This window comes from Methylovorus sp. SPW-M1 (assembly GCF_053848825.1).
In genome coordinates, this window is record NZ_CM132626.1 from 1,549,519 (window position 1) to 1,566,700 (window position 17,182).

General features: G+C 55.0%; 11 protein-coding genes and 2 tRNA genes. 7 read left to right on the forward strand and 6 right to left on the reverse strand.

What is annotated here, in order from left to right; genetic code table 11:
- Positions 1-24: 24 nt before the first annotated feature.
- A complete protein-coding gene (locus tag ACWWD9_RS07335) occupies positions 25-1,413 on the reverse strand; it encodes a cell division protein ZipA C-terminal FtsZ-binding domain-containing protein (RefSeq protein ID WP_455866615.1) in 1,389 nt (462 codons plus the stop codon).
- A gap of 52 nt (positions 1,414-1,465) precedes the next feature.
- Positions 1,466-4,987, reverse strand: coding sequence for a chromosome segregation protein SMC (gene smc / locus ACWWD9_RS07340; RefSeq protein ID WP_455866616.1), 3,522 nt, complete (start codon positions 4,985-4,987; stop codon positions 1,466-1,468).
- Between the two features lie 115 nt (positions 4,988-5,102).
- On the opposite strand from smc, the gene queF reads away from it, so the two are divergent.
- Positions 5,103-5,522 (forward strand): preQ(1) synthase, encoded by a 420-nt coding sequence (queF, locus tag ACWWD9_RS07345; protein ID WP_455866617.1) that lies wholly within the window; start codon positions 5,103-5,105, stop codon positions 5,520-5,522.
- Between the two features lie 93 nt (positions 5,523-5,615).
- Here the strand turns inward: queF and ACWWD9_RS07350 are convergent, their stop codons facing one another.
- Complete coding sequence (locus ACWWD9_RS07350) at positions 5,616-6,071, reverse strand: PA2169 family four-helix-bundle protein (RefSeq protein WP_455866618.1); 456 nt, start codon at positions 6,069-6,071, stop codon at positions 5,616-5,618.
- A gap of 548 nt (positions 6,072-6,619) precedes the next feature.
- Between ACWWD9_RS07350 and ACWWD9_RS07355 the strand changes: the two genes are divergently transcribed.
- The 3 genes from ACWWD9_RS07355 (at position 6,620) to ACWWD9_RS07365 (ending at position 8,024) form a co-directional block, all read left to right on the forward strand.
- A tRNA-Ala gene (locus ACWWD9_RS07355) sits at positions 6,620-6,695 on the forward strand.
- Positions 6,696-6,786: 91 nt separating this feature from the next.
- Positions 6,787-6,862 (forward strand) — tRNA-Glu (locus ACWWD9_RS07360).
- 64 nt (positions 6,863-6,926) lie between these two features.
- Positions 6,927-8,024, forward strand: a complete 1,098-nt coding sequence (locus ACWWD9_RS07365) for a choice-of-anchor A family protein (RefSeq protein WP_455866619.1) — start codon at positions 6,927-6,929, stop codon at positions 8,022-8,024.
- 99 nt (positions 8,025-8,123) lie between these two features.
- On the opposite strand, the gene ACWWD9_RS07370 is transcribed toward ACWWD9_RS07365, so the two are convergent.
- The 3 genes from ACWWD9_RS07370 to ACWWD9_RS07380 all read right to left on the reverse strand — a co-directional run bounded on the left by ACWWD9_RS07370 (position 8,124) and on the right by ACWWD9_RS07380 (position 14,422).
- Positions 8,124-11,237 carry a methyl-accepting chemotaxis protein gene (locus tag ACWWD9_RS07370; protein WP_455866620.1) on the reverse strand — a complete coding sequence of 1,038 codons (3,114 nt, stop codon included), beginning with the start codon at positions 11,235-11,237 and terminating at the stop codon, positions 8,124-8,126.
- Between the two features lie 198 nt (positions 11,238-11,435).
- Positions 11,436-12,608 (reverse strand): phospholipase A, encoded by a 1,173-nt coding sequence (locus ACWWD9_RS07375; protein WP_455866621.1) that lies wholly within the window; start codon positions 12,606-12,608, stop codon positions 11,436-11,438.
- A gap of 65 nt (positions 12,609-12,673) precedes the next feature.
- Positions 12,674-14,422, reverse strand: a complete 1,749-nt coding sequence (locus ACWWD9_RS07380; protein ID WP_455866622.1) for an outer membrane protein assembly factor BamB family protein — start codon at positions 14,420-14,422, stop codon at positions 12,674-12,676.
- A gap of 152 nt (positions 14,423-14,574) precedes the next feature.
- Between ACWWD9_RS07380 and ACWWD9_RS07385 the strand changes: the two genes are divergently transcribed.
- The 3 genes from ACWWD9_RS07385 to ACWWD9_RS07395 all read left to right on the forward strand — a co-directional run bounded on the left by ACWWD9_RS07385 (position 14,575) and on the right by ACWWD9_RS07395 (position 17,168).
- Positions 14,575-15,138: a sigma-70 family RNA polymerase sigma factor gene (locus ACWWD9_RS07385; protein WP_013442171.1), complete on the forward strand. Its 564-nt coding sequence runs from the start codon at positions 14,575-14,577 to the stop codon at positions 15,136-15,138.
- A gap of 4 nt (positions 15,139-15,142) precedes the next feature.
- Positions 15,143-15,844: an anti-sigma factor gene (locus ACWWD9_RS07390; protein WP_013442170.1), complete on the forward strand. Its 702-nt coding sequence runs from the start codon at positions 15,143-15,145 to the stop codon at positions 15,842-15,844.
- Positions 15,845-16,238: 394 nt separating this feature from the next.
- Entirely contained in the window at positions 16,239-17,168 is a 930-nt protein-coding gene (locus ACWWD9_RS07395; protein WP_013442169.1) for a MerR family transcriptional regulator, read from the forward strand.
- Positions 17,169-17,182 lie beyond the last annotated feature (14 nt).

Genomic DNA, 17,182 nt, shown 5'->3' on the forward strand with positions numbered 1-17,182 from the left:
AGGCAGGGGGCAATAAATTCAAACTCAGGAGAATAATCGGGCGGCCGTATGACCACCGGGCATGATGCCGCGGGTAATCATCTGCGCGTGCAGCATTTTCAGTTGCTGGCGAATCCGGTCTATCTGCGTATCAGTGAGCTGGCGGTAGTTGTCATCCACCAGGTTGGCGTTCAGGCTGTGGGACATCTGACGTGCGGCCAGCACCATCTGGTTGAATACCTCGGTGCAGTTTTTCACATGGGGGATATCCAGCTGGAATACCACACCCTTGATCACGACCGTGCGCAGCATGTCGGCATTGAAGGGGTTGCTATCCTGATTGATCAGTGAAAACGAGGTGTGACCCTGTTCATCGCGATAATGGAAAGCGCCATCGTTGCCGAGCACCAGACCACTGGCCTCGGCCAGGCCACGGAACTTGGTGCCAGTGAACGGGCCATTGCTGCCTTGCACAATATGCAGGCTGACCAGTTTATCGACTTCGATACAAAACGCATCCAGCGCCTGGGCGTAGACCAGCGGATCAGGCGCGCCTTGCCATTCCACCTGCGCGCCCAGATTAAGGGCAATATCTTCAGCCGCATTCTGAAAACGGATCAGCATTTCGCGCGAGACTGCGCCAGAGCGGTCTGCCATCTGCAGGCTGCATACGCAGCGGCAAAACTCGCCCTGCTCTTGCTCGCGCGTCAGCAAATGCCACTCGCGGAACGCATCAAGGCCAAAGGCATACACCGGCTTGTCGATTTCGGAGAAATTCAGGAACTGCTGGCGCAAGGCGGCGCCACTATAAGGGCGTGGCAGATAAAGAATCGCGCTAAGGTCGATTTGCGCATCCACATCAGCAGGCAGTGCAATGGATTCCGGAGCGTCGGCTTGCTCGGGTTCTGCGGCAGGCTCATCCCACGGGGCGGTTGCCGAGCCGAGGTTAACGACAGGCTCTTCTGACTGGGCTGGGGCAACAGGTTCTTCTTCGGGAGGCAAATCGCTTGCAGCGTTAGATGCATATACGGCGGGTGCTTCTTCTTCGGCAACATCTTCTGCGCTATCTATCCTGACCGGAGCTTCATCAACAGAAGGTTCGCTGATAGCGGGTGCTGCCTTGACTTCTGGCTCTTCGACGCTGAGGCTCGGCTCAGCAGCGTAGGAAGGCGCCACTTGCGCAGCAGGCTCGTCGTCCTGTATGCGCACACGAACCACGAATTCTTCTTCCTCGGGTTCTTCGCGTTTGTCACCGCGCAATACGGTGTGGGGGTCGATGCGAAAGTCTTCGTCCATCAGCACATCGGTTTCAGGCTCGACAAAACGGCTTTCGGTTTCTTTGTGCAGCTTACGCTCTTGCCACCAGTTGAAGAGCACGACTGCGATGATGATCAGTGCGCCCAGGGCAATCAATGCTAGCTGTAAATCGGTCATGTGTTAATGCACTCTATTGGTGTTTACTTGTAAATAAAGCGGAATCGTTGATTTATGCGGCCGACTCGTGCATCTGCAGCGCCATTTGCATGTCAACTTCCACCACGCGAGAAACCCCCGACTCCTGCATAGTGACCCCTATCATTTGCTGGGCCATCTCCATTGTTATTTTATTATGACTTACAAACAGGAATTGCGTGCGTTCCGACATTTTTTTTACCATCGCGCAAAAACGCTCGGTATTGCTGTCATCCAGCGGCGCATCCACCTCGTCCATCAAACAGAACGGCGCCGGATTAAGCCGGAACAAGGCAAATACCAGCGCCAGCGCTGTCAGGGCCTTTTCACCACCCGATAACAAGTGAATGGTGCTGTTTTTCTTGCCCGGTGGCTGCGCAAACACCTGCATGCCGGTATCCAGTATCTCGTCGCCCAGCAGCTCAAGACGCGCCTGCCCGCCGCCAAACAAGGAGGCAAACAGCTCGCCAAAGTGACGGTTGGCTTCGTCAAAGGTCTGCTGCAAACGGCTGCGGGTTTCGCGATCAATACGGCGTATCGCATCTTCCAGCGTCTGTATCGCCTGGTCCAGGTCTGTTGCCTGGCTATCCAGGTACTGTTTGCGTTCTTTTTCGCTTTCCAGCTCTTGTACGGCAGCAAGATTGACCGGGCCTAATGCCTCAATCTCTTCATTCAGCGTGCCCAGCTTGCGCTCGAGATCGCTGGCCTTGATCTGTGCCGGCAGGTTTTCGCCGAGCACGGCTTCGTCAAGCCCTGTGGCCTCCAGCCCTTGCTGACATTGTTCAAATTGCAATCTGGCCTGCTGCTCAGCCAGGCGTGCCTGCTCCAGCCTGTCGCGCATGGGGTGCATTGATTGCTCAATCTGCATGCGCTGCTGTTCCTGCACCTGCAGGCCCTGCTCGGCGACGGTCATCGCATCCCGCGCTGCAGCCAGCTCGGCTTCACGCGCCTGTTTGGCATTGACGGCCTGTTCAAGATTGGATTTCAGGGTGTCCATCTTGGCGGCAGCCAGCATGGCGTCTGTTTCTTGCTGGCGCACCACCAGGGCATCCATTTCTTCTGAAGTAGATTGAAGTCTGTTATTTAAATCATTGATATTGTTTGTGATTAACTTGTTGTTAAACACCTGCTCTTGCGCTTCGCGCTCGGCTTTCTGCAGATTGGCGCGTGCCTGCGCCAAGGCGTTTTCTGCGGTAAAGCGTTGCTGCTGTGTGCGTTGGCGCTCTTCGTGTAGCTGCGCCACCGAGGCTTGCAAGGTTTTTATGCCATTCTGTTTTTCCTGCAACTGGGCTTGCACCTCAGTGCGGCGCTCACGCAGCGTTTCCAGCTCATGCGCCAGTTGCTTGCCACGCTCCAGCGCGTGCTGCCGTTGTTGCTGCAAGCGCTGAATTTCCAGTTGCCGCTGGTGATGCTGTTGGGTTTGTACCCGCAATGCCTGTTGCTGTTGCTGGTTATCTTGGCGCAGGGTTTGCAAGGTGGATTCATGCGCCAGCAATGCGGCTTTGGCTTCGCTTACCTTGGCTGCCTGCTGTGGCAGCTCGCTGTTCAGGGCATCCAGCTCACGCTGGCGCTCCAGCACGCCGTTCAATTCGGATTTAGCTGCATGCAGACTGACGCTGTAACGTGTATAGATGTCGCCATGGCGGTTGATGAGCATTTCGCCCGATTGCAACTCCGCCTGCATGCCCTCAGCCTGGCTGTCGTCTTCTACGATGTAAATCTGGCTTAACCAGTCAGCCAGCACGCCAGCGGCTCCGGCATGCTTGAGATCTATGCGGTCCAGCAGGCGCGGCCAGGCACGTGCAGCTGAGGCACTGGTAGGTACAGAGGCCTCCGCCAACATCGCCCCCAGCGTAACGGCGGCCGGTGGCCGGGATGGGAATGCCTGCGACTTGCCGCCATTCTGCATCAGGGTATTGAGTCTGGCGCCCAGCGCCGCTTCCACAGCGACTTCCCAACCATCCGCGATCTTGAGTTGTTGCCACAGCCGTTCACTCGATGCGATACCGCTATTTTTGAGCCAGGACTCAAGCTGGCTCTCCCGCCCCAGCGATTGCTGGATTTTGCTCAGCGAATTGACCTGGGCTTCTGTTTGCGCGAAAAGTCGCTCGCTAGCCAATAACGCCTCGCGGGCGAGTCGCAGGGCATCCTGTTGCTCCTGCTCGCGCTGGCGCAGATGCGCGATACCCTGCTCCAGGGTGGTGATCGCCTCCTGCTGAGCAGTATGCTCGGCCTGCAGTTGGGAAAGTACGTTTTCATCGGGCACACTTAACTGCTGACGATCCGTTTCCAGCTTGCGTTCGCGCTGGCTCAACTCGGCGAGGCTGCGCTCCATATGCTCAATGCCGGAGGTCTCAAGTCGGATGGATTGTTCGGCATCGTTGAGGTTGCGTTGAGCCGCGGAGTGCGTGTGCAAGGCCGCCTGAAATGCGCGCTCGATGTCGGGCATGGCGGCTTTTTGCGTCGCAAGGGCTGCGCTCGCTTCCGTTTCACCAGTGGATGCCGTTTGCTGTTGTGCCTGCAAGGCAGCAAGCTGCTCCTTGAACGCGGCTTGCTGGCTTTCCAGCCGGGTGCGCTGGGCTTCAATCTGCTGCAGCTGTTGCTGCAGGCGGTCGCGGGCCTCCTGCGTGTGTTTGACCTGCTGCTCCAGCCTCGCCAGCTCTGCATTGCTTTCGTAATACAAGGTCTGCACTTGCTGGGTGATGATGTTGGTTTCCTGATAGCGCAGACGCAAGGTTTCGACCTCGCTTTCGCTATGGCGCAATGCTGCCATTTGCGCCTCCAGGTCGTTGACCATTTTTTCAACCTGGCGCTGGGTTTTCTCCCAGGCATTGCTCGCGTCCCGTTTCTTGAGCAACCACAGCTGCCCCTGGCTTAGCTTGAGGGTTTTTTGCAGCTCGTGATATTGCAGCGTGACGACCGCTTGTGATTCAAGGCGGGTGATCTGCTTGACCATTTCCTGGCGGATATCATCCACCCGCAAGAGGTTCTCGCGCGTATCGCGCAGGCGCAGCTCGGTCTCGCGGCGACGCTCTTTGTATTTGGATATGCCGGCGGCCTCTTCCAGAAACACCCGCATCTCTTCAGGTTTGGCTTCAATAATGCGGGAGATGGTGTTCTGGCCAATAATGGCGTAAGCCCGGCCGCCCAGGCCTGTTCCCAGGAAAAGATCGGCGACATCGCGGCGCCTGACGGCACTATTATTGATGTAGTAACTGGAACCCTTGTCGCGCTCAATGACGCGTTTGACGGATATCTCGGCGTATTGCGCCCACTCGCCGCCCGCGCCGCCCAGGCTGTTGTCGAAGATCAGCTCTACGCTGGCACGCGAAATCGGTTTGCGATTGGCCGAGCCGTTGAAAATCACGGCATCCATTGAGTCGCCGCGCATTTCCTTGGCGCTGGATTCACCAAGCACCCAGCGTATGGATTCCATGACATTGGATTTTCCACAGCCATTGGGACCCACAACCCCTACCCGCTGACCATGAATATGCAAGGTGGTGGGATCAACGAAGGATTTGAATCCGGCAAGTTTAAGGTGAGTGAGGCGCACTTTATAATGTGTTTTATCGTGAGGGCGAGCTTGTATAATAAGCGATTGTGCGATGTGAACCGAACTCTCCCGGGCGAGTCCACATCCAATCCATTCAATTTATACGGTAGCCCTTATGTCTAGTCAACCCACGAAAGCACTCGAAACCTTTGACAACCCGCAGCCAGGCCGCGATTTTCACATCCATATGGAAATCCCTGAATTTACCTGCCTGTGCCCCAAAACCGGCCAGCCCGATTTTGCTGTGCTGTATCTGGATTACATCCCCGATCAGAAGTGCGTGGAGCTGAAGAGTCTCAAGTTGTATATGTGGTCTTTCCGCGATGAAGGCTGTTTCCATGAAGCCGTGACCAATCGCATTCTGGACGACCTGGTCGCCGCCACAGACCCCAAATTCATGCGTCTGACCGCCAAGTTTTATGTGCGTGGCGGCATTTTCACCAATGTGGTGGCCGAACATCGCAAACCAGGTTGGGAGCCACTGCCCAGAGTCGAGCTCAGCCAGTTTGACGCGCAGTCGAATATTCGCGGTTAACATCCCCAACAGCAAATAATAAAGGCACGCCTTGGCGTGCCTTTATTATTTATGGCAAAGGGATTAAGCCCCTGCCTTAATACGGACTAATGATTAGCCCACTTCTGCCCGGGCAGCATCGCGCAGCTGTTTCACGCGATCATGGTTGCGCTGCACGCCTTCAAGCTGACGTTGCACCACATTGCGGACGGTTGGTGGCAATTCTTTCTCGATGGCTTTTTTGTATTTGGCCAGGGCGACATCTTCACCACGTTCGGTCTCATTCAGCACAGCCACCGTATCATTGCTGGTCAATACTGTTTTGAAATCCAGCCAGCGCCTGTGCAGAGCACCGGAAACGCTGGACTCGGTCTCAGGTTGGCCGCCAAGAGTGCGAACCAGATCCTGAAGCTCATGAACCGATGTAGCAACCTGTTGCGAGCGATCAAGAAAATATTCCTTGAGCGGCGTTACGTCTACATTCTCGGCCGCATTGCGAAAGCCCTCTTCGCCGTCTTTGGAGATTTCGATGAGATCATTCAGTGTGGAAATCACTTCTTTGTTATCCATAGCGTAACTCCTTGTTTTTAATTAATGGATGAATACTCAGTTTCCCCGCCTGCATCCGGATCGGCTATAAGATAAAGCAGCAAAACCATGTAAGAATTACCTTAGTGACGAGCATCTTTAATACTTGTGGGGAGCTCACCGCGTGCAGGTTAGGTGTCATTCGCGCCTTGCGTGGGTTAACCCCTCCAGCGAAGAGCAATTCAAATAAACCTTCAACTACTTATGCAAGCCCGCTCAGGCTTTACACCTTGCCACACGCCGGACTATGGTGAGGAGCAGTGCAAAACTGCAAACTTCAATCCCTTGGGCCCGAGCATTTTTGTCGGGCTTTTTTTTCGTTGATACCAGCTGATTTGCATAGTTGCAAACCGGGTTGAAACCGGAAAATTTTAGATAAATCCCGATGCGGTCGGGATTCATGTTTTTCATCATTGGCTTAGCTTTTGTTTTGCTTGATCACCAAATCGGCATGCCAAAGTTTTTTAGGTCATTTCGCTAAAAGTCGTTGACAGGCGCGGCTTCGGTCATTAATATGGCGCAACTTTTTCGGGGGTATAGCTCAGCTGGGAGAGCGCTTGCATGGCATGCAAGAGGTCAGCGGTTCGATCCCGCTTACCTCCACCAGTCTTCATTGACCGGGTTACGAAAAGTAAAAAAAATGCTTAATTTAGAAGTTTGAATTAATGCAAAAGTAGTGTAGAATACTGCCTCTCTTGTCCCCATCGTCTAGAGGCCTAGGACACCTCCCTTTCACGGAGGCGACCGGGGTTCGAATCCCCGTGGGGACGCCAATAAAGCGTCCACTGGTTAGCTGAATAAGTTGGCCGGTAGATTCAAAAAAGACAGAGCCTCAAGTTGAAAAACTTGGGGCTTTTTCTTTTTGATGAACAAAGCCAGCACATCATCTTAAATACGATGAGTGACAAATTCCTGTTTCAAAAGCCTTCACTAGTACCAAGGTACTATATACCCGCCAATTCCCCGCCATTAGAATGCGCCCATAACTTAAATAATCCGGGGAAATTCATCATGTTTAAGAAAACAACTCAGGCCGTTTTGGCACTCGCATTCATGACGCTGACTGCATCGGCAAATGCTGCAGTTGATTTGGGGGTTGCGGGGAAATTCAACGCGTTCGTATTTTCCACATTCAACAGCCAATACAGCGATACTGAAGGCGCAGTAGCGGTCGGTGGAAACACAACCGTCAACGGTTACAGTGTCAACGCCAACAATAAGCCATACAACGGTTACTCTCTGGTTGTCGGTGGCAATCTCAACTACACCAACGGCTCCATTAATAATGGCAATGCTTATGTGGCTGGCACCAGCACAACCTCCAGCCTGGGTGGCGGTGCAACCATCAGTGGCGGCACAGCTCCTTTTTCATTCTCGGATGAAAAGACCGAGTTGATCGCCCTGTCCTCTTCGCTTTCCAAGCTGAGTGCCAACGGTTCTGCAACTTATCAATATGGCGGCGTCACCTTTACTGGCGATGGCACCAGCGCTGTGCAAGTATTTAATGTGAGCGGTGCTGATCTGTATTCCGTGAACTACTCCAGCTTTGCCCAACTGGCATCCAATCAGACTATCATCGTCAATGTAAGCGGTGATGTGGCTGGTTTCCAGGGTGGGACGCCAAATGGCTTCAGCAACTACAACGTGCTGTTCAACTTCTATGAAGCCACGACATTGAATTTCAACAATGTCGGCGTGTATGGTTCCATCCTGGCGCCATATGCAACAGTGCAAGGTGGTGGTGGCCAGATCAACGGCAACGTGATCGTGAACGCCTGGAATTCCAACATTCAGATCAACGCCAACCATTACTTCACTGGCGCAGATATCACGATTCCAGTATCGGCAGTTCCTGAGCCACAAAGCTACATGATGCTGTTTGCAGGCCTGGGCCTGATCGGCTTCATGGCGACAAGACGTCGTTACTACGTTTAACTGGCACGTACAGTAAAACCAGTTCAGTAAACAAAAAACCCCGCATTTGCGGGGCTTTTTGTTTTGCGGACAAAGTCCTGTTGATACGCCTGAACCTCTTTAGAACGTCTGCCAGTTATCGCCATCCGTATTGGTGGCTGCCAGTACCGGCTTGCGCGTCGCATTCATCTTGCTGACGGTAGCAAGGCGAACCGCACTGCCAGATGCGGATTGCTCGAGCTTGAATACGCTTACAGCTGACTTCAGCTCATCTGCCTGCATCATGAGTGACTCTGCAGCGGCTGCCGCTTCCTCAACCAGCGCTGCGTTTTGCTGGGTGACTTCATCCATCTGCGTCACTGCCTTGTTGACCTGGGCAATACCTTCGCTCTGCTCTGAAGAGGCTTCGGCAATTTCGCTCATGATATCGCTGACGCGTTTTACCGAGCTGACCAGCTCGCTCATGGTAGTGCCGGCATGCTCCACCAGCTGGGTACCGGCCATGGTTTTATCCACCGAATCCGTAATCAGCTCCTTGATCTCCTTGGCTGCCGAAGCAGAGCGCTGTGCCAGCGTACGGACTTCGCCAGCAACCACAGCAAAGCCTCTGCCCTGCTCGCCTGCACGTGCGGCTTCCACAGCGGCATTGAGTGCCAGAATGTTGGTCTGGAATGCGATGCCATCGATGACAGTAATAATGGCCTCGATCTTGTGGGCGCTTTCATTGATGGATGCCATGGTCTTGACGACATCGGCTACCACCGCGCCGCCTTTGACCGCGACGCCGGATGCGGCCGTGGCCAGCGTATTGGCATGCATGGCGTTATCGGCATTCTGCTTCACGGTCGCCGCCAGCTGTTCCATGCTGGATGCGGTTTCTTCCAGGGAGGCGGCCTGCTCTTCGGTGCGCTGCGACAGGTCGACGTTGCCCTGGGCGATTTCCTTCGCCGCGGTGTTGATCGCCTCGGTGGCTTCTTTTACCGTGACAATAGGCGTGACAATCATTTCCAACGTGGCATTCACGCCTTGTACAATTTTGCGGAAGTCCCCGGAATGCTGGTTGGCATCTGCCCGCACCGTCACTTGGCCCTGACGCGCCGCATCCGCCAGCATGTCGGCATCTTTCACCAGATTGTTGATGGCGAGGACACAGGTGTTGATGTTGTCTTTCAGGATGGCAAAGTCGCCTGCGTATTGTTCAATAATTACCGGAGGAATGTCCCCCTGGGCAATACGGGCCACATAATCCGCGGCGACATTCAGGGGGCCAATCACATTGTCCAGAGTGTCGTTGATACCTTCGATCACCTTGCGATAATCGCCCTGATGCTGGCTGACATCGGCGCGTACGGACAGCTTGCCGTCCGCAGCTGCGTTGGCCAGCATGCTGGCATCGCGCACCAGCCCCTTCACTGCATCAATACAATCATTCAGATTGTTCTTGATGACATTGAAATCTCCTTCATAAGCATCGGTAATCTTGGGTGGAAACTGCCCCTTGGCCAGATGGTCGACATAGGTCGCCGCGACATTGAGTGGCGTAATCACGGCATCCAGCGTGGCATTAAAGCCTTCCACCACCCGGCGGAATTCGCCCTGGTATCGCTCCAGATCGCCGCGAACCGACAGTTGTCCGGCAACGGCGGCACGTTCAAGATGCCCCGCTTCGCTCACCAGATTCTGGATAGCCTCGATACAGGTATTGAGGTTGTGCTTGATCTTGTTGAAATCACCGTTGTAACTGTCCGTAATAAGCGGCGGAATATCGCCATGCGAGATCCGATCTACATAATTGGCCGCCACATTCAACGGCGTGATCACGGCATCCAGTGTGGCATTGACGCCTTCGACCACCTTGCGGAAATCTCCCTGGTGCTGCTGGCCATCCGCACGGGTTGCCAGCGCCCCTTCAATCGCAGCCTGCGACAGCATGGTCGTGTCACTGATCAAGCGCTTGATGGAATCGGACATCCCCTGCATGGCGGTCATCAGTTGACCGGTCTCATCGCGCGTGTTTACCGACATCACGGCTGAGGTGTCGCCCTGGGATAGCTTGCGTGCGGCATCCGCAGCATGCCGGATGGGCCGGGAAATCGTACCCGCCGCGAACCACAAGAACAGAATGCCTGCCAACGCCACCCCGACACCGACAGCTACCTGCAGTATGGTGCTATGCGTGGCGCGTGAGGACAGCTCCTGATCCAGCGCATGTGCCTTGGCCATCACCACCGCCGTTGGCACTTTGATCATCACGGCCCACGGTTTGCCGGTGCGGCCCAGGTTAATCGGGGCAAATGCCAGCATCTGGCCGCTCTTGTCGTTGACACTGACATTGGCAGCGCCAGACTGGATATTCGCTAACTGCTCGGCCGCGCCATCACCCACCAGCGTGTTGAACGCCTGGCCGACCAGGCCAGGGTTTTCGCTATCGCCAACGATCAAGCCCATGTTGCTGACAATCGCGACTTCGCCTTTGCCTTCAAACAGCTGCTTGTCGGCCTCTTCCGCCAGCTTCTGCACAAACGCCAGGTTGTAATCAGTACCGGCGACGCCGTAAAACTTGCCGCGCAGGCTGATGGGCACAGAAAGCGTGGTCAGCCATACCTGCTTGCCCTGCACGATATAAGGGAAGGGATCGAGCACGCTTTCGGTTCCGGTGTCATGCGGGCCAATATACCAGCCGCCTTTCATGACGCCATTCGGGTGCTTGTCCAGCGTGTCGTACTCCACGAGCGGCTGCACGGCAATATTGCCATTGGCATCGCGGTTCCAATACGGTGTAAAACGGCCTGTGATCGGATTGTTGCCATTCTTGCCGGAGCGGTGCTGGGCATCCTGTCCATCCAGCGCGTCAGGCTCCCAACAGGAATAGGTGCCGTTAAACTCAGGATTGTTTTTCAACACACTCAGCAGAATGGCGTTGATTTGATCGCGGCCTAGCGGCAGGTTTTCGGCCGTGTCTTTTGATAGCACAAAGGTATGTGCCATGGTGCGTGCTGCATCCAGCGCCACATCAAATTTGGCCTGGATTTTGCCAGCTTCGGCCCCCGCGAGGTTTTTCAGGCTCTCCCGGGTATTCTGGTCAACCAGGCCAGAGACTTGCTCTGACACGACTTGCTGGTTGGTCTTTGAAGAAATGAAGCCGAAGGTCACCAGGATGGCGGCACTTGCCAGCAATGAAATACCAGCAACAACGGCTATTTTCGTTTGTATGGATTTGAAATTTAACAGCATGTGAGCTCTCCCCTCGACCGGTGTCCGGACGGACGCCTTCTTGGGATAGCGCAAGACGCATGCCACACCACAAAAAAATAAATTAGATCATTTAATCAACAACTTAATTTTAAATTGTTCCAGACCCTGCCTTCGGGTACCAATGCCGGGGTGTACCGTATCGCAACAGGTGTTCCATTGCTCTACACTGCCCATTGATCAGCGCGTGAGCGATAAGCCCAGCCGTATTTGCGTGTCGCTATCCCGGTTATATCCAAGCAAGGTTTCGCCGTAACCGGAAAACACTTGCAAGTGGATGAACGCACCTGTCCGGTTGAATATCTTGTCGCTGATGGGATAGGTCACATCCACTTGCCCGGTGCTGTATCCGGCGGTGCCCTGGCGATAGAGTCCATTCAGCATCAAGCCATCCTCGCGGCCATAGCGTACCTGCCAGTCCACATAACCGCGATAGCGCTGTATGTCCGAGTTGCCGTCTTCCTTGTCGAGGTACTGATAGATTTTGGGCATGAAACTCAGGCTGCGCCCACTCGGCATGGCCCAATGCCAGGCTGGGCGCACAAAGGCGGTGTTGATAGAGCGTGAATCCACGCCGCCCTGCCCGTTAGACTCGTGCTCGACGCCACCACGCCAGTCATCCGGCATCAGGCCGCGGCCACTGCCACCCCATTCGTAGAACAGGCTGGGGCGATACGAGGTATCCCGGAACGGACTGGACTTCTCGCCTATATCCCAGATGGTGGTCTGGGTGTAGCCAAAATACAGATTGGTCAGGAAGGGCGCAAAATCAGCCACTGCGCCATCCGGGGCGAAAGGACGATATTTGAAGCTGATCTGGAAACGGGCATCTTCACCGCGCTCATCATTGGAGCCCAGCAGGAAGTAGATGGGATCATTCGCCGTCAGCGCAGGCTCCTCACCGGGTTTGGCAATGACCAGTTTGGGTGGGGCATCTGCCGCTGCAGGCTCGTTTGCCTGTGACGCACTGACCACCTGCATGGGCGGGCTGCTGTCGCCATCGGCTGCTACCAGCAGAATACGATTGGAAGACGCGTTCACCAGGTCAGCACGCACAACGCCTTTGTATGCCGAGCGCACTAGCCCTGCATATTGGCGCCGCGCGCTGGTAGTGTTGGAGGCAGGCTGCAGCGTCAGGTCCACGGTTTCACTGATGCCGCTTCCTGAAAGTTTCAGTTGCAAGGTTTGCGGCCAGTCGGTCTGGTTGTCAGGCTTCACCACATCCAGCGTCAGAGTCTGGCCCGTGGTCAGTGATTCTCCCTGGCTAGCGAGTATCCAGGTGTCCGCAGCAAATGCTGGCTGAGTGAATGCCAGCGCCAAAGCTAGCGCCAGCGGGTAAGGTAATCTTGTCATGCAGGCCTTTCTTGTTGTCGTTGTTAAGCGGGCACCGGTCACAAGGAGGCCTGGCAATCAGGCGTTTATTTGCCTAATGCATACACCAGCACACTGTCGCCTTGTTTGTACCCGAAAATTGCGTTGCCACCCGCGGCCACCGCAATGTATTGAACACCATCGATTTCATAACTGATGGCGGGTGCATTCACGCCTGCCTCCGCCTTTGCCTGCCATAGCAGCTTACCGTTGGAGGCATCATACGCGGCAAAGTTTCCATTGCCCTCGCCGGTAAATACCAGCCCACCCGCGGTTGCCAGCACGCCGCCCACCAAAGGCTGCGCTGTTTTGTGCTGCCAGGCAATCTTGCCATTGGCAAGATTGATAGCCGACAGCAGGCCCCAGCGTGGCTCTTCAGCAGGTTCGGATGAGGTGTAGCGCAAGGGCTTGCCATCGGTATCGACAGACTCATGCAAAGTATAGGTGATCGGCGCGTGTATGGCGGCTACGTATACCTGCCCGGCAGCTGCATCCAGTGCCACTGGCGACCAGTTGGCGCCCCCCAGAATGCCTGGGTAAAGCGTGGTGCCCTCCTTGCTGGCTTTATGAAACAGGTTTTTTTGCGGCACAAAGGCTTCAGACTTGAACAGCAAACGTCCAGTAGCGCGGTCATGGGCATAAAACCAGCCAGTCTTGCTGGCCTGACCAACCGCGGGAATGGTTTTGCCAGCATGCTGCCAGTCAAACAGGACTGGCGGGCTGGCAAGATCGTAGCCCCAGAGGTCATGCGGTACCTGCTGGTAATGCCAGCGCAGCTTGCCAGTCTCAATATCCAGCGCTACCAGGGACACGGTATATAAGTTATCGCCAGGCCGTTCAATATCATTCATCTGGGGCGATGGGTTGCCCGTACCAAAATAAAGCAGGCCCAAGTCGGTATCCAGTGCTGGCGTGCTCCAGGCGGAACCGCCACCATAGCGCCAGGCATCGGGATGCTGCCTGACCTGGGCTTTTTCCGTCGCCACATCGCGATCCAGCGTGATGCCATCGGCGGTCTTGACGGTAAATTGCCCCAGCCAGTGTTCCGGCGAAATCGTATCAAACTGCCATACACGTTTGCCGCTATCGACATCAAATGCCGCAATAAACCCCGGCCTGCCATAGCGCCCGGCCAAGCCAATGACCGCACCCAGCGGCGCATCTTCCCGTGGATTATCAATATGCAAACCGTAACCAACGCCGGTAATGCCGACCAGCACCTTGCCCTTGTACACAATAGGCGCCATGGCGATGCCGATACCGGTGCCACCTGACACCTTGGCACGGCTGTTGGGATCCTTGCTATCCAGGGATGCCTGGCCTTCGGTTTCCACCGCCTGGTCCACGGCATCAATATCCCACACCAGTTTGCCGGTCCTGGCATCCAGCGCGATCAGGCGCGCATCCACCGTGCCCATGAACACCTTGCCATAAGCCACCGCCACGCCACGGTTAGCCGGGCCACAGCACATTTTCCACTCCGGGCGGCGCTGGTGCTCATAGCGCCAGAGCTCCTTGCCCGTGCGCGCATCCAATGCCACCACATGGTTGTAAGGAAGCGAAAGGTACATCACGCCATTCGCCACGATAGGCGTAGTTTGAAAGCTGCCTGTCACACCAGTCTTGAAGCGCCAGGCTTCAGCAAGCTGATTCACGTTCTGGCGATTGATGATGGTGGAAGGCGCAAAGCGCTGATTGCTGTAATCGCGACCGAAGCTTGGCCACTCGGCTTTTTGTGGGTGATGAATGTGCTCGCTGTCGCTATCGGCTTGTGCGGTAGGCGTAGCCAGCTGCATGCATAGAAAAATCATTGAAACTAGTTGTGCAGCAAGGCTTTTGCCTGTCGTTCTCATATCCACCTCTTGATTAAAGCCGGGAGTGTTTCTAGCATGAGCCGGAGTATAAAGACTTATCAAACGCCATACCACTAACCAGACTAATAAGCACAATGGCCACCTCCCCTCCTTCTCCCGCTGAACTCTCATTGCTTCTTGCCAGAACATCGCAGGGTGATCGGCATGCCTTCAGCAAGCTCTACGACGCAACTTCGGCGAAACTATTCGGGCTTGCCGTACGTATATTGACCAGACGCGATCTGGCGGAGGAGGCCTTGCAGGATGCATTTGTCAGTATCTGGCACCACGCCGGCAGTTTTAATGAAGACAAAGCCTCGGCCATGACCTGGATGACCACCATCGTGCGCAACCGCTGCCTGGATCTGTTGCGAGCCATGCCGCATGAGCACGGACTGGGGGAGGATCAGGATTTTGACCAATGGGCATCGGAAGATCTCAGTCCCATCGAGCAGGCTATTTCAGGACAGGAAGCCCATGTGCTGCTGAACTGCATGAAAGCCCTGGCACCCCTTCAGCGCCAGGCGATTGCCATGAGTTATTTCCATGGCCTGGCACACGAACAACTGGCCCAGCAATTGATTCAGCCACTAGGCACGATCAAGACCTGGATACGCCGGGGATTGCAGTCTCTGAAAAACTGCATTGCGAAGGCCTGAGAATATGAACTACGACAACGACAACCTGAAAGACATGCTCTCAGCCGAATATGTGCTGGGCACCCTGCGAGGCAGAGCACGGCGACGCTTTCTCCGGCTGGTGGAAACCCGGCCTGAATGGCAGGCAGCCATCGACTGGTGGCGTCACAGACTGAATTTGCTGGCGGACATGGTGCCTGCCATCGCACCGCGCAAGGAAGTATGGCAGCACATCGAGATCCGCCTGTATGGACAACGCCTGCGCTCTGCACTTAACTGGTGGCGCGGTCTGGCCTTGGCTGCCAGCGGTTTTGTCGTGGTGCTGGCCGTGTTCATGGTGCTGCAAGCCCAGCAGCCTGCCGGTGTGACATCGCCCGCTCCGACCAATGTCGCGGTGCTGACCGATAATAATGCCAAGGCCGGGTGGATGCTCAGCCTGACCCGAAGCGCCGATGGCAAAGCCGAGATGCACGCGGCAGCCTTGCCATCACTCCAGGCCATCCCTGATAAATCCTTCGAACTCTGGATATTGCCAGCGGATAAATCTGCCCCGGTTTCGCTAGGCATTTTGCCGCAGCAAGGCAAAGGCAGCATGCCGATCCCCCCAACGCTGCTTGCAGCGCTTGATACGGGCGGTCTGGCCGTCACTCTTGAACCGCAGGGCGGCTCGCCATCAGGTTCGCCTACCGGCCCTGTGCTTTATCAAGGCAAGCTCGCTCAAATTTAGCAGGCAGCTCAGCAAGCCCGAACCGCCAAGCCAGGCTTTCTCACTCAGCGTCTGCTGTATCAGCTTGTGCAGCCAGAGTTTATGCACTTGGTGGCAACGGCACTCTGGTGTGGCTATGCCTGTCCACGTTGCGCTGGAATCAATTCGCCTGCTTGTGCATTTTCTTGAATCCAAATTTCAGCTTGCAACGTATATAGCCATATAGCGAATCACAAACAGCTTTGCTGAATTGCATAAGTTAATTTGAATAAGTATTGAATAGGTATTTTCTGAATAAGTTATTGATGTATAAATAAATTAAACTTTTGAATAAGATTTGAATCGAAATATAACAAAAGTGATGTGAGATGAATCACACGCTATTAAAACAGTGTTTCCTTTTCAGGAGTCAGTCATGCCCAATCCAGATGTAGATGCTTATCCTATACGTACCGTCTCGGCATTAACCGGGATCAATCCTGTCACGCTGCGTACCTGGGAACGCCGTTATCGATTGATCGAGCCGGTACGCACTCCCAAAGGACATCGTCTGTATACCAAAGACCAGATCGCCATTTTGCACAGAGTGGTGGATCTGCTGGATAAGGGCATCCCCATCAGCCGCATCAATTTTTCGCTGATTTCCGGCGAGGCCAATACCTACAGCAATCAGGAAGAAGAGTTCTGGAATCGCCTGATCACCCGCATGACTGCGGCCGTGGCCAATTTTGATGAAGTGGTGCTTGAGAGTACCTATAACGAAGCGCTGTCGCTTTATTCCATTGAAATCGTGACCGACATGCTGCTGATGCCCATGTTGATACGTCTGGGTGAGCGCTGGGAAAGAGGTGACGGTACCGTGGCCGAGGAACACTTCTTTGGCGTGTATCTGCGTAACAAGCTGGGGGCTCGCTTTCACCATCGCAAACGTCGCGATTATGGCCCTGCCCTGTTGACCGCCTGCATGCCAGGCGAGCGCCACGAAGCTGGCATCCTGCTTTTCGCGCTTAGTGCCTATGACCATGGCTATCGCTGCATTCTGCTGGGCACCGACATGCCGCTGGAAGAACTGCCGGCCGCTGTTGTGCAATCGAAGTCGCGCGGCATTGTGTTGTCCGCCTCATTCATCACCGATGCATCGCTGATCAAACGTCAGCTCACCCACCTGGTGAATGCGACCAATGTGCCCGTGTTTGTCGGTGGCCAGTCCTCCGTCACGCTGCATGACGCCATCAAGGAAGCCGGTGCCGTGCCGCTAGGCATGGAGATCGAGCAAAGCTTCAAGCGCATAGCCGAGTCATTCAAGAACAAATTTGCGCAGAGCCTGAATGTGGCAAGCGTTTAACCCCTGGCATTTAC